At 27.3% G+C, this 14,816-nt stretch carries 14 protein-coding genes and 1 pseudogene; all 15 read right to left on the reverse strand.

What is annotated here, in order from left to right; all coding sequences use genetic code 11:
* Position 1: 1 nt before the first annotated feature.
* Positions 2–193, reverse strand: a pseudogene (gene oraS, locus G3997_RS07905) (D-ornithine 4,5-aminomutase subunit OraS); the annotation flags it as partial.
* Between the two features lie 266 nt (positions 194–459).
* Complete coding sequence (gene pknB / locus G3997_RS07910) at positions 460–2,265, reverse strand: Stk1 family PASTA domain-containing Ser/Thr kinase (protein ID WP_296645203.1); 1,806 nt, start codon at positions 2,263–2,265, stop codon at positions 460–462.
* A 12-nt stretch (positions 2,266–2,277) separates the two neighbouring features.
* Positions 2,278–3,027, reverse strand: a complete 750-nt coding sequence (locus G3997_RS07915) for a Stp1/IreP family PP2C-type Ser/Thr phosphatase (protein WP_296645204.1) — start codon at positions 3,025–3,027, stop codon at positions 2,278–2,280.
* An 18-nt stretch (positions 3,028–3,045) separates the two neighbouring features.
* Positions 3,046–4,077 carry a 23S rRNA (adenine(2503)-C(2))-methyltransferase RlmN gene (rlmN, locus tag G3997_RS07920; RefSeq protein WP_296645205.1) on the reverse strand — a complete coding sequence of 344 codons (1,032 nt, stop codon included), beginning with the start codon at positions 4,075–4,077 and terminating at the stop codon, positions 3,046–3,048.
* A gap of 7 nt (positions 4,078–4,084) precedes the next feature.
* On the reverse strand, positions 4,085–5,413 hold the full coding sequence (rsmB, locus tag G3997_RS07925) for a 16S rRNA (cytosine(967)-C(5))-methyltransferase RsmB (protein WP_296645207.1): 1,329 nt from the start codon (positions 5,411–5,413) through the stop codon (positions 4,085–4,087).
* 60 nt (positions 5,414–5,473) lie between these two features.
* Positions 5,474–6,184: a zinc metallopeptidase gene (locus tag G3997_RS07930; RefSeq protein WP_296645208.1), complete on the reverse strand. Its 711-nt coding sequence runs from the start codon at positions 6,182–6,184 to the stop codon at positions 5,474–5,476.
* Between the two features lie 15 nt (positions 6,185–6,199).
* Positions 6,200–6,943, reverse strand: a complete 744-nt coding sequence (locus tag G3997_RS07935; RefSeq protein ID WP_296645209.1) for a DUF116 domain-containing protein — start codon at positions 6,941–6,943, stop codon at positions 6,200–6,202.
* A gap of 10 nt (positions 6,944–6,953) precedes the next feature.
* Complete coding sequence (fmt, locus tag G3997_RS07940) at positions 6,954–7,883, reverse strand: methionyl-tRNA formyltransferase (protein WP_296645210.1); 930 nt, start codon at positions 7,881–7,883, stop codon at positions 6,954–6,956.
* Between the two features lie 14 nt (positions 7,884–7,897).
* On the reverse strand, positions 7,898–8,338 hold the full coding sequence (def, locus tag G3997_RS07945) for a peptide deformylase (protein ID WP_296645212.1): 441 nt from the start codon (positions 8,336–8,338) through the stop codon (positions 7,898–7,900).
* A gap of 12 nt (positions 8,339–8,350) precedes the next feature.
* A complete protein-coding gene (priA, locus tag G3997_RS07950; protein ID WP_296645214.1) occupies positions 8,351–10,840 on the reverse strand; it encodes a primosomal protein N' in 2,490 nt (829 codons plus the stop codon).
* A gap of 82 nt (positions 10,841–10,922) precedes the next feature.
* Positions 10,923–12,122, reverse strand: coding sequence for a bifunctional phosphopantothenoylcysteine decarboxylase/phosphopantothenate--cysteine ligase CoaBC (coaBC, locus tag G3997_RS07955; protein ID WP_296645216.1), 1,200 nt, complete (start codon positions 12,120–12,122; stop codon positions 10,923–10,925).
* A 5-nt stretch (positions 12,123–12,127) separates the two neighbouring features.
* Positions 12,128–12,391, reverse strand: coding sequence for a DNA-directed RNA polymerase subunit omega (gene rpoZ, locus G3997_RS07960; RefSeq protein ID WP_296645218.1), 264 nt, complete (start codon positions 12,389–12,391; stop codon positions 12,128–12,130).
* Between the two features lies 1 nt (position 12,392).
* Positions 12,393–13,010 carry a guanylate kinase gene (gene gmk, locus G3997_RS07965; RefSeq protein ID WP_296645219.1) on the reverse strand — a complete coding sequence of 206 codons (618 nt, stop codon included), beginning with the start codon at positions 13,008–13,010 and terminating at the stop codon, positions 12,393–12,395.
* A 62-nt stretch (positions 13,011–13,072) separates the two neighbouring features.
* Positions 13,073–13,954: a YicC/YloC family endoribonuclease gene (locus G3997_RS07970; RefSeq protein WP_296645220.1), complete on the reverse strand. Its 882-nt coding sequence runs from the start codon at positions 13,952–13,954 to the stop codon at positions 13,073–13,075.
* Positions 13,955–13,957: 3 nt separating this feature from the next.
* The gene (dapF, locus tag G3997_RS07975) at positions 13,958–14,788 is read right to left on the reverse strand and encodes a diaminopimelate epimerase (RefSeq protein WP_296645222.1); all 831 of its coding nucleotides are present in this window, start codon (positions 14,786–14,788) and stop codon (positions 13,958–13,960) included.
* Positions 14,789–14,816 lie beyond the last annotated feature (28 nt).

A 14,816-nucleotide genomic window follows, 5' to 3' on the forward strand; every position in this document is an offset into this window, starting at 1 on the left:
TTTCTATTGATGAAAATCCCATTCTTAATAAAACTGAACGTTCTATTGATGGAGATGTATTTTTTCTTCCTAGCTCTAACATTGGATCAACTATTTGAGATGCTAAATCCCAAAATCTTTGTTTTAACTGTTCATCACTTAAATTAGCTAAATGAGCTCTTCTCTCACTAAAATCATCTAATCTTTTTTTCATGATTATCCCCCTAATAAAAATTCGCTTCGCTCGAGCGACGTGTCGGCGAAACACTTCATGTCGCCAACGATATATCCTCCCTATCACTTTGAGCAACGCGTTGGCGAAACATTTCGGATACATCCGTTGCTCAAAATGTCATTTTTTACTTTCATACAAAAATTACCAATATTTTTTTTGCATAGCATAAATTCCTAGTAATTAAAAAAGGTGTCTCAATATGAACTTAATACTTATTCTTAGATTTTACTANTTTTTTATTTATTTTATTCTGACTGAGAAGATTCTGATTGAATACTTTCAGTATTTATTTCACTTGCATCAGTCTCTGTATCTTGATTTTCATTTTCTTCTGAAGTATCATTTTCTTCATTATTAGTATTTTCATCGTTTGTATCATTATTTACATTGTCATTAGTACTATTATTTATATCAGTATTTCCATTTTGAGAATTGTCTGGCGTAGTAGTAGGAGGTTGTATTTCTTCCTCTGGTACCTGTTCTTCAACTGGCGGCTGCACTATTTCTTCCTTTTGACCTTTACTAACAACTACATTTACAGTTTCCCATTCTTGGTTACTTTCAGATCCAGATTTAGGATCTTGAGCTATAACAATACCTTCATTATATGTATCGCTATACTCATATTTTATATTACCTAAAGACAATTTATTTTCTTTAAGTATATTTTCAGCTTCACCTAATGTAAATCCTACTATATTCGGAATATTACCTTTCATTGGTCCTTTACTTAATACTATAGTTACAGTATCACCTTGCTGAAGATCAGAACCTGATAAAGGTTGTTGAGATATTATTTTACCTTTTTCAACTTCATTACTATACTCATCTTCTATATTAACTCTTATATCTAATCCTAATTTATCAAGTGTTCTTTGAGCTTCATCTAATGTTAAGTTATATAAATTAGGAAGAGTATTATCATTACTGCTACTACTAAATCCACCTAAGAAAAACTTAGCAAATACAAATATTTGAGTAGCTAAAATTAAAATAAGTATAGCTACTGCTATCTTTAATCTTTTTCTAGTTTTATTTGGCGATTTTTTATTTTTTGGTTTATTTTTAGGTCTATAATCCTCTTCTTCATATTCCTCATCAGATTCATCTTCATCATATACGATTTCTTCATTTTTTCTAGACTTTTCTATATTCATTGGTCTATTAAAGTTTCTCATATCTATATTTTTTGTAACATAGTTATCATATTCTTTTATAAAATCTAAATCTATATTTTTTTCTATATATTCAATATCCTCTATAACTTCTTCAGCACTTTGATATCTATCTACACTAGATTTCTCAGTAAGTTTTTTAATTATAGTTCTAACACTTTGAGGAATATTTACTTGTTCTTCTGATGTAAATTCTATTTCATCATTTATATGTTGTAATGCTATAGATATAGGGCTATCTCCTCTAAAAGGCACCTTACCTATTATCATTTCATATAAAACTATACCTAAAGAATAAAGGTCAGCATTATTACTTACAGATTTTCCCTTAGCCTGTTCTGGTGAAAAATAATGTACAGAACCTATTATGCTACCAATATTAGTCATAGTTGAATTTGAAACAGCTTTAGCTATACCAAAATCAGCAACTTTAACTATTCTTCCTTCATTAGATATAAGTATATTATGAGGCTTTATATCTCTATGAATTATCCCCTTTTTATGTGCTGCACTTAATGCCTTTGCTATTTGCTTTGTTATATCAAGAGCAGTATATTCATCTAAAGTTCCTTCATTTTTAATGATTTCCTTTAAATTTTGTCCATCAATATATTCCATTACTATATAGTGAACCTTACCATCTTCACCTACATCATATACATTAACTATATTAGGATGTGAAAGACTAGCTACTGCTTCTGCCTCACGTTTAAATTTTCCTAAAAACTCATCATCATCTACAAATTCTGGTCTAAGTACTTTCACAGCTACTATTCTATTTAATAAAATATCTTTAGCTTTATATACAAAAGCCATACCTCCATCACCAATTTTTTGGATGATTTCATACCTGTTTCCTAAAATAGTCTCTCCCACTTTATCACCGTCCTATTTCTCTTCTATTAATATTACTGAAATATTATCTTTTCCAGAAACATCATTTGCCTTATTTATCAAATCTTGTGCTAAATCATTTATATTCTTATCTTTCAATAATATGTCTTTTATAGCTTCATCATCTACAAATCCTGTTAATCCATCACTAGTTAAAAGAACCTTGTCATTTAATTGTATATCTTTTTTAAATATATCAACTATAACCATTTCATTACTTCCAATAGCTCGTGTTATCTGATTACGTCTTGGATGAGTTTTAGCTTCTTCTTCAGTTATTATATTTACTTGTACAAGCTCTTCTACTACTGAATGATCTATAGTTACTTTATTAAATTCATTATTATTTAATAAATAACATCTACTATCCCCTACATTAGCTATATATATGTTATTTTTATATATAATAGCAACTACAAGAGTAGTTCCCATTCCTTCAAATTCAATATCACTTATAGATTTTTCATATATTTTATAATTAACATTGTTATATGCTTGTTTAATTATATCATCTATATAATCTATTTTTATGTTATTACTTTGAAGTAAATTTTCTTTTAGAAAAACAATTATATTATCTACGGCCATTTTACTTGCAACTTCACCTTTGTTATGGCCACCCATTCCATCAGCTAATGCAAATATTCCTATAGATCCAAATTCTGTGTCTATTATCTCTCCCTTACAGTAATCTTCATTATTTTTTCTAACTTTACCTATATGGGATGCACAGGTATAAATCACAAAAATACCCCCTTAAAGCTACTTATGTTTTCTTCTTAATTGTCCACAGGCTCCTCCTATATCAGAACCCATAGATATCCTTACTGTAGCTGGTATATTATTTTTTTCTAATATATCTCTAAATCTATATATATGAGATTTATCAGGTCTTTCGAAATCTCTTTCTTCAACATTATTAACAGGAATTAAATTAACATGACATAACATTCCTTTTAATAATTTTATAATTTCTTTTGCCTCTTTTTCAGAGTCATTTACACCTTTTATTAAAGAGTATTCTATAGTTACCCTTCTATTTGTTTTTTTAATGTAATATTTACATGCATCTAATATATCCTTTATAGGATATGCTTTTGCTACTGGCATTATCTCTTTTCTTTTTTCATCATAAGGTGAATGAAGAGAAAGAGCTAAGTTTATAGGTATTTCTAAATCTGCTAATTCTCTCATCTTAGGAGCTATACCACAAGTAGATAATGTTATATGTCTATAACCTATATTTAAACCATTTTTATCATTTACAAGTTTTAAGAATTTCTTAGTATTTTCAAAGTTATCTAAAGGCTCTCCACTTCCCATTAAAACTAAATTTGAAACTCTCTTTCCTGTATCTTCTTGTATCTTAATTATTTGGTCTATAATTTCCCATGGTTCTAAATTTCTTATTAACCCATCTAAAGTAGATGCACAGAATCTACATCCCATTCTACATCCAACTTGATTTGATATACAAACTGTAACTCTATCTTCATAGTCCATCATTACAGATTCTATTATATTTCCGTCATTTAACTCAAATAAATATTTTCTAGTTTTATCAACTTTAGAATTTAAACTTAATTCTATTTTCAGATTACCTATAAAAGATACTTGTTCAAGTTTTTCTCTTAAAGACTTTGGAATATTGTTCATATCATCAAAAGTCTTTGCACCTTTATATATCCAAGAATAAATTTGGCTACCTCTAAATGCAGGTTCTCCAATAGATTTTATAAATTCTTTTAATTCTTCTTCTGTAAAGTTTTTTAATGCTACCTTATTTTGACTCATATTATCACTACCTTACTCTTTTTAATTTTGCTATAAAGAATCCATCCATACCATGGATATTAGGATATATTTTTAAGTATCCTTTTTCTTGATTATCTAAATCTACATTTACTTCATCAATAGGAACTAATTCAAAATTATTATTTTCATTTAAAAAGCTATTGATTACTTCTATATTTTCACTATCTAATATAGTACATGTACTGTATAAAAGATTTCCACCTACTTTAACATACTTAGATGCATTATCTAAAATTTTTCTTTGTATTATTGGTAAATCTTTTATTTCTTTTTTTAATTTATATTTTATTTCTGGCTTTCTTCTTATTATACCCAGGCCTGAGCAAGGAACATCAGCTAAAACATAATCAAACTTATCAATACTATTTTCATCTAAAATAGATGCATCAAAATTTTGAACTTCTACATTAGTAAGACCTAATCTATTAACTGTATTATTTATAAGTTTTAACTTATGTTCAAATACATCTCTTGATATTACTTTACCTGTATTTTTCATAAGTGTTGCTATATGTGTAGTTTTACCTCCAGGAGCACTACAAACATCAATAGCCATAGAATTTTCCTTAGGATTTAATACCTTTGATGCTATCATAGAACTTATATCTTGTATTGTAAATAATCCTTCTTTAAATAAATCATTATTTTCTATATCTTTTAAATTTTCAACTCTTATAGCTTCTTCTACTATAGCTACTTTATGAGCTTTTAATCCACTTTCTTTTAATCTATCTATTAGCTCATCTCTAGTTATTTTTAATGTATTAGTTCTTAGATATATACTTGGCTTTTCATTATTAGCTTCTATTAAATCTTCTGTAAAATCTTTTCCAAAACTATTGATAAAGTTTTTTATCATCCAAGGACTATAAGAGTATTTAGTAGATAAGTACATTATATCGTCATTTTCTATATCTACCTTTAATATCTCTTCTTTATTTCTTATTATATTTCTAAGTATTGCATTTACAAATCCACTAGATCTTTTATCATATTTTTTTACTAAATTAACAGTCTCATTTACAGCTGCATAATCCGATATACTATTTAAAAATGCAATCTGATAAATCCCTATTCTTAGTAATATTTTAACATAAAGTGATAACTTTTGCGTCTTTATCTTTGAAAGTTTATCTATAATATAATCTAAATAATACTTATTTTCTATTACTCCGTACACAATTTCTGTAGCTAAACCTCTATCTTGATTTGATAGTGATATATTTTTAAAATGTTTATTTATCGCTATATTAGAATAATTATTATTTTCTTCTATATCACAAAGAATCTTAAATGCTATTTCTCTTGCCTTCATCTATTGTCTCCTTCTCTATTTATATAGAAAAAGTCCTAGAAAAACTAGGACAATCTCCATTTAATCATTATCTCTGTTAGCTATTGCTAATAATCTAAGTAATTGAAGTATCGATGTTAATGCTGCTGCAACATATGTTAATGCTGCTGCAGTAAGTACTCTTTTACTTTGATTTAACTCCTTGCCTTCTACAATACCCAAATTACCAAGTTGAACTAAAGCTCTACTTGAAGCATTAAACTCAACAGGTAAAGTTATTATTTGGAATAAAACTGATGCTGAAAATAAAAGTATACCTATTTCTAAAAATGGACCTCTCATAATAAATCCTAATGCAATTAAAAGCCATGATATATTTGATGCAAAGTTTACTACTGGAACTAAGCTACTTCTCAAGTTTAATGGCACATAACCTCTTGCATGTTGAATAGCATGACCACACTCATGAGCTGCAACAGCTACTGATGTTACAGATGTCCCATAATATATATCTTGTGATAATCTTAGTACCTGATTTCTCGGATCGTAATGATCAGTCAAATGACCTCTTACCATCTCAATTCTAACTTTATATAGTCCGTTTGATTCTAGTATTTTTCTTGCAACTTGCTCTCCTGTAAAACCTCTTTGAGTATTAACTTTTAAAAATCTACTTGTTGTAGAACTTACTTTAAATTGAGCATATATAGTAAAAATTATGGCTGGAATCAATATCATAATAGTTGGATCAAATCCATAGTATCCATAGCCACCGTAACCATAATATGGCATTAAAAACACTCTCCCTTAGTATTTATTTTTATTAGTTAAAAATTTTATTGCCTTTTCAACTTCATGTATGTCTATAAAAGTATCTATACATGGTCCGTTTGGTCTTTTGTTAAATACACCTAATACTGGTATATGATTCATATCTTGAATACCAGATGTTAAGTCTCTTTCACAAGCTACTGCTATGGCAGCTTTAGGTTTATTTTCTATAATCATTTTTCTAGCTAAAGTTCCACCTGTAGCTAGAACTATGTTTATTCCTGTTTTTTCTTTTAGTTTAACCAAGTCGCTTACATTACATAAGCCACATTGTACACAATTTTCTATTTTATTAGTTACTTTTAACTTACAACTATTCTTTTGTATACAATGAGGTATAAGTATTAATATATCTTTAATGTCAAAATTGTAAGTATTACTGTATATATAACTATTATTTAATTTAACAAAAACTCTTCTTATATCATTTTTAGGTATCCCTATAATTGATGCAATAGAAATTATTGGATTAAATAATAAACTTACAAATTTTAAGTTTATCTTCATTAAATTTAAACTTATCTTTTTATCTTTAATAACACGATAAGTAACTACTGTAGAAAAAAGTATAAGTAGTATTATAGATATAACTAATATATTAATTAATACTCCAAACATATGAGTTAAACTAGATATAAGTATATTTATAATTACTCCACCTAAAATTAGTATTGATATTAATATACTTATAGCTATTAAATATTTTTTGATGTCTTCCATCTCTATGTCCCTAGCCTAATATTATATTAGCGTTGATATTATTTCCTTTTATATATTCAGATACAAGTACTCTTTTCTTACCTGGCATTTGAATTTCTTTAACTAAAATTATATTATCTTTAGTACTTACTCTTATACCATCTTTATCTACTTTAAGTATAGTTCCTGGCTCTTTATCGCTAGTTTCGCTTAAAACTTCCGTTTTCCATACTTTCATAGTTAATCCATCATATATAGTATAAGCACTTGGCCATGGATTTACACCTCTTACAAGATTATGTATTTCTCTTGCGCTTTTTGACCAATCTATTTGACCTAAAGACTTATTCATCATAGGAGCATATGTAAATTCTTCATGATTTTGAGGAATTCTAGGTGCAGTTCCATTTTCTATTTGTTTTAAAGTTTCTATTAAAACATCTGCTCCTATATCCTTCATTTTATCATGAAGCTCTCCTGCTGTTATTTCATCATCTAAATCAAATTCTTCTGTTAATATCATATCTCCAGTATCTAGACCTTCATCCATATACATTGTCGTAACACCTGTTTTTTCTTCCCCATTTATTATTACCCAGTTTATTGGAGCTGCTCCTCTATATTTAGGTAATAATGAAACGTGAACATTTATACATCCAAGCTTAGGTATATCTAATATTGACTTTGGAAGTATTTGACCAAATGCCACTACTACTATTATATCTGGATTTAAATTTTTTAATGTTTCTACAAAATCTTCATCCCTAGCTTTAATTGGTTGATATACTGGTATATCATATTTTAAAGCTAATTCCTTAACAGGTGGCATACCTAACTTTTTACCTCTATTTTGAGGTTTGTCAGGTTGAGTTACAACACCTATTATGTCATATTTTTCATCTATTAGTTTTTGTAAACACCCAGTAGCTATATCAGGTGTCCCCATAAATAGTACTCTCATTTTATCAGCTCCTATTACTTTTCTACTTTGTCAACGTATAATATACCTTCTAAGTGATCTATCTCATGGCAGAATGCTCTAGCTAAAAGCTCTTCTCCTTCTATTTCAAATAATTGTCCTTTTCTATTGTAAGCTCTTACTTTTACAACATTTGGTCTTCTAACTACGCCTGATTCTCCTATAACACTTAAACATCCTTCTTCTCCTATTTGTTCTCCAGATGTTTCTATTATTTCAGGGTTTATAAGTTCTATTATACCGTCACCTATATCTATAACTACTATTCTTTTTAATATTCCAACTTGAGGTGCAGCAAGACCTACTCCATCTGCATTGTACATTGTTTCTGCCATATCATCTAATATTTGTATTATTTTTTCATCTATTACCTCAACAGGTTTTGCTTTCTTTCTTAAAACTGGTTCTCCTATTTGAACTATTTCTCTTAATGCCATTTTTTATTCCTCCTATAATACGCTATTTGGGTTAATGTCTATTGATATGTTTATCTCTTTGCTAAACACAACATCTCTTTTTGTTATACATATATATTTTATTATACCCTTTAATAAATTAATTTCAATATTATCATCTTTAAATAATATTTGCCATCTGTAGTTTTGATTTATCTTAGATATTGAACAAGGATTTGGACCTAATATAAATTCAAAATCATTTATTCCTCTACCTTTTAGTAAATATACAATAGAATCATACATATTTTGAATATTTTTCTTTACTAATTTTTCATTTTCTCCACTTACAACTACACTTATCATATTATTAAATGGAGCATATCCAAATACTTTTCTTATTTTTATTTCATCTTCATAAAATCCTTCAAAATCATAATTAATAGCTCTTCTTATTGAATAGTGATCTGTATCATAAGTTTGAAGAATAACATTACCTTCTTTATCAGATCGTCCTGCACGACCTGAAACTTGTGTTATTAATTGGAAGGTAGTTTCAAAACTTTTAAAGTCCGGGAAATTTAATATCATATCTGCAGATAGTATTCCAACTAAAGTTACATTATCAAAATCTAAACCTTTACTCAGCATTTGTGTTCCAATTAATATATCTGCCTCTTTATTTTTAAATTTATTTAATATTTCCTCAAGTGAACCTTTTTTTGAAGTTGTATCTTTATCCATTCTTAGTATCTTAAGTTCTGGAAAAATTATTTTAAGTTCTTCTTCTATTCTTTGTGTACCTACACCAAAAGGTTTAACATATGTGCTACTACACTCTGGACATTCTTTAGGTATCTCTTTTTCATAGCCACAATAATGACATCTTCCTATATTTTTTCCCTTATGATATGTAAGTGATATATCACAATTTTCACATTGGAATACATATCCACAACTTCTACAAGATACAAAACTTGCATATCCTCTTCTATTTAAAAATAATATTACTTGGTTATTATTTTTAACTGTATTTTTTATTTCTTCCTGAAGTTTATAACTAAATATACTTTTGTTACCTTTATTTAATTCTTCCTTCATATCTACTACTTCAATTTTAGGAAGCGGATTTTTATTAGCTCTTTGCTTTATCTCAATAAGATTATATTCTCCATTTTTAGCTTTATAATATTCATCTATAGATGGAGTTGCTGAACCTAATACTAAAGATACATTATTTTTACTTGAAATAAATTTTGCAACTTCTATTGCACTAAACTTTGGATTTTTTTCTGATTTATAAGATGTTTCATGAAATTCATCAATTATTATAACTCCTAAGCTATTAAACGGTGCAAATAAAGCTGATCTTGCCCCTATTAATATTCTTATATTACCAGATTTAATCGCTTTATAAACATCATGCTTTTGTCCTTCTGATAATTGACTATGAAATACACCAACTATATCTCCAAACCTATTTTTAAATCTAGTTATAGTTTGAGGCGTTAAGGCGATTTCAGGAACTAGTACTATACTATCTAATCCTTGTTTTAAAGCATAATCTATAATTTCCATATATACTTCAGTTTTTCCACTACCAGTTACACCATGTATCATATATGGTTTCTTATTTTCATCAAACATTTCTGATATAACTTTATCACATGCCATTTGTTGCTCTTTATTTAGATTTATTTCTTTTTGTTCTAATGTATAACTACTTTCTGGATTTCTATAGTAATCTTCTACATAAATTTTTATTAAGTTTTTATCTTGTAATGATAATATACTTTGCTTCGACGCCTTAAGTACAGACATTAAATTATTTAATTCAACTTTATTATTTTCCTTTAGAAAACTAATTATTTCTTTTTGTTTTGAACCTAAGCTTATTTTATTTGTTTTTATATACTCATCAATTTCACAAGAATCTAATAAAAGAGAAATATAGAACAAATTCTTTTCATTTTTATGATTCTTATACTCCCACTTTAACTGTATTAAATTTTTTTTACTCATTTTATCTAATATATAATTTATATTAGGTATTTTTTTTAATTTTTCAACTTTAAGGCTTCCTTTTGATTTTTCTATTTTTTGTATTATATCTCTTTGTATTTCATCTAAGTTTAGTATTAAATCTTCAAATTCATTTTGATCTAATTTTAATAATTCATCGCTTAAGCTTATAACCTTATAATTATTTAATTTATATCCTTTGGGATATATTAAGTTTATACAATCAATATACGTACATAAATATCTATTTTTCATCCAATTTACAAGTTCTAAATCTTCTAATTTAAAAATTGGATCTTCATCTAATATATCAACTACTTCTTTAACCTTTATGTTTTCCTCTAAAATATCACATATTTTAAATACAAAAGCCTCTGTAGGTTTATTTCCTTTACCAAATGGAACTAAAACTCTATGCCCAATACATATATGATTTTCTAAAAATTCTGGTATCTTATATGTAAATAAGTTATCAGTGTGGAAAGTATTACTTCTTACAATGACTTTCGCATATTTTTCCATATTTTAACCTCTATTTCAATTTATATATTAGTTAAATTATATCCTATTATGTAAAAATATAAGCATCTATTAATATAGATGCTTATACATTAAGTAACAATTTTATTTTATCTAAAATAACATTAGCTACTTCTTCTTTTTTCATTTTAGGATATTCTGTAATATTGCCTTCTTTATCTATTATTTTAACTATATTAGTATCAACACCAAAACCTGCACCTTCTTTAGTTAAATCATTAGCTACTATAAAGTCTAAATTTTTCTTTTTAATTTTAAGACTTGCATTTTCTATAAGGTCATTTGTTTCAGCTGCAAACCCTACTAATATTTTATCTTCTTTTATTTTTCCTATTTCTTGAGCTATATCTTTATTTCTATCTAATTCTATAAATAAATCATCTTTAGATTTCTTTATTTTTTTATTAGAGTAATGTTTAGGTTTATAATCAGCTACTGCTGCACTCTTTATAACTACATCATTTTCACTTAAGTTTTCTAAAACAGCTTCATACATTTCATTAGCAGATTCTATTTTAATTAATTTCTTAAGATTTTGTGGTGGAGTTAAATTTGTAGGCCCTGTTATAAGTGTAACATATGCTCCTCTTTCTATAGCTTCCTTAGCTATTGAGTAACCCATTTTTCCAGTAGACCTATTTGTTATGTATCTCATTGGGTCTATACTCTCAACAGTAGGTCCAGCAGTTACTACTATACTTTTACCTTTTAAATCTTGTTCTCTTGAAAGTAATTTAACAACTTCTTCAACTATAGTTTCTGGAGATGCTAATTTCCCTTTTCCTGTATCACCACAAGCAAGTCTTCCACTTTCTGGTTCAACAAAATTATATCCTAACTCTTTTAGTGTATTTATATTTCTTTGTACTATAGGATTTTCAAACATGTTAGTATTCATAGCAGGAGCTATTAATACCTTAGATTTTGTAGCCATAACTGTTGTAGTAAGCATATCGTCTGCTATTCCATTTGCTATTTTACCTATAACGTTCGCTGTAGCTGGTGATATTAAAAATAAATCAGCTCTCTTAGCTAAAGATATATGTTCTACATCCCAAGTTTTAGGATCTTCAAACATATCACAAACTACATAATTTTGGCTTAATGATTGAAATGATAATGGTGTTACAAATTCTGTTGCACTCTTTGTCATTATTACATTTACATTTATACCAAGTTTTCTTAGCCTACTAATAACATCTAAAGTCTTGTATACGGCTATACCACCACTTACTCCTATTACAACAGTTTTATCCTTTAGCATATAAATTACTCCTCTTCAGTAATATGTTCTTCTATCGTAACTTCTTCTTTTCTATCTATCTCTTCTTGAGTTAATATTCTGTAAGTTATTTTATCATCAGCAACTTCTTGAGTAGCTATAGTTACTGGTTTATTATTATCTCTATTTTTAGTTGTAACATAAGTTTCTGCACCGTCTATTATTTCTCTTGCTCTCTTTGCAACAGTTCCAACTAAATAGTATCTGTTGTCTATCTTATCTAATACTTCATTTATTGATGGTTTTAACATTTTATAGTTCCTCCTTAAATTTATCTATTATGTTGTTTTTGTATCTAGTAACTTTATTTTTTTCAGCAGATATTATTGCTTCTACATCATTAACTGATTTTTCTATCTCTTCATTAATTATAAAGTAATCATAATTAACTATTTGGTTTATCTCTTCAAAGGCACAGCTAAATCTCTTTTCTATTTCTTCTTGAGTTTCTGTTCCTCTGCCTACTATTCTACTCTTTAATTCTTCTAATGATGGTGGAAGTACAAATATAAATACTCCTTCAGGATAAACTTCTTTTATTTGTCTTGCTCCTTGCATTTCTATTTCTAGTATAACATCTTGCCCTTTTTCTAAGCATTCTATTATAGCTGATTTTGGAGTTCCATAGAAATTATCGTATATTTGAGCATACTCTAAAAATTCACCATTTTCTATCATCTTAGTAAATTCTTCTTTTTCTATAAAGAAGTAATTAACACCATGAACTTCTCCATTTCTTGGTTTTCTTGTTGTAGCTGACACTGATAATTTTATCTCATCATTTTTGTTTAATAAAGCTTTGCATATCGTACCTTTTCCAGCTCCTGATGGACCTGATACAACTAACAATAGACCTTTTCTATCAAGCATTAATATCTTCCTTTCTATTTTGTTATATAATTATGTCTTAARTATATATTAATAATTTATAATTATTCTATATTTTGTATTTGTTCTCTTATTTTTTCTAACTCACTTTTAATTTCTACAACTAAATTAGTTATATTTAAGTCAGAAGATTTTGAACCTATAGTATTTGTTTCTCTATTCATTTCTTGAATTAAGAAATCTATTTTTCTTCCTATAGATTCATTTTTTATAACAGTATTTTTTAATTGCTCTATATGACTTTTAAATCTTACTATTTCTTCAGTTATGCTGCTCTTATCAGCGTATATTGCTACCTCTTGAGCTAATCTATTTTCATCTATCATGCTAGGATCTTCTAACATATCACTAATTCTATTTTTTAACTTTTCTTTATAGTCAATAACAACATTATATGAGTATTTTTCAATCTCTTCAATATAATTTTTAAGAAGATCACATCTATTTTGTATATCCTCTGCTAACTTTTTACCTTCTTCACTTCTCATTTCTTTTAACTTAAGTAAAGCATTTTCTAAAGCTATTTTTAACATTGACCATAATTTATCTTCATCATCTTCTTTTTCTTCAGTTTTTATAACATCTGGAAACTTTGCAATATTCATTACACTTATGTCATCTACTAAATCAAACTTATCTTTTATTTGCTTTAATATAGATACATATTGAGTTGCTAACTCTTCATCAAATTTTAAGTTTACATCTTCACTCCCTAGTAAGTCAAGCTTTATATATAAATCTACTCTACCTCTTTTTACATAGTCTTTTATTAATATTCTTGCCTTATCTTCTAAAAATGATAATTTTCTTGGAAGACGAATATTTATATCTGCATACTTATGATTTATAGTCTTACATTCAACTATAAATTGATAGTTATCATCTTTATATTCTCCTCTTCCAAATCCTGTCATACTTATTGCCATTTACTATACCTCCAAAGTTCCTTCACATATTTTAACAGCAGGACCTGTCATATATACAAAATCTTCTATGTCTATTTTTACACATCCACCTTCAGACTTTGCATTTACACTTTTATTTACTTTTCCTAAATAATTACATATTATTGCAGATGCTGTCATTCCAGTTCCACATCCTAATGTATATCCACATCCTCTTTCCCATGTGTTAACTATAATGTTATTATTATCTTCTATTTTAACAAAATTTACATTAGTTCCTTTTGGGAAAATTTTATTTTTTTCTAATAAAGGCCCATATTTACATATTTCCTCTAAACTTATATCATCAACTAATATAACAGCATGAGGAACTCCCATAAGCATAGCGTTTACTTCAAAAATTCTATCTAATATCTCTATATTTTCACCTATAAATATTTTTTCATTAGATATAGCAGGAATATCTTCACACAAGAAACTTCCGTTTCCCATATTAACTTTTATAGTATCTATTTCTTCACCTTTAAGATTTATTTTTACTTTTTTAATTCCATCTAATGTATTAACACTAAACTCTTCTTTTCTWACTATATTATTATCATAAACGAACTTAACAAAACATCTTAATCCGTTTCCACACATAGCAGCTCTACTTCCATCTGCATTATAATAAACCATTTCTATATCACTATTATCAGAATTTTTTACTACAAGTAAACCATCTGCTCCTACAGAAAATCTTCTATGACAAACATTTTTTGCATAATCAGAGTAATCTGATGCATCCTTATTATCAAACCTTCCATCTATAGCTACGAAATCATTGCCTATTCCATGTAACTTCCAAAATTTCATAATTAARCCTCCCCCGTAAATTTAAATT

The organism is Romboutsia sp. 13368 (assembly GCF_018336475.1).
Taxonomy (GTDB): Bacteria; Bacillota; Clostridia; order Peptostreptococcales; family Peptostreptococcaceae; genus Romboutsia.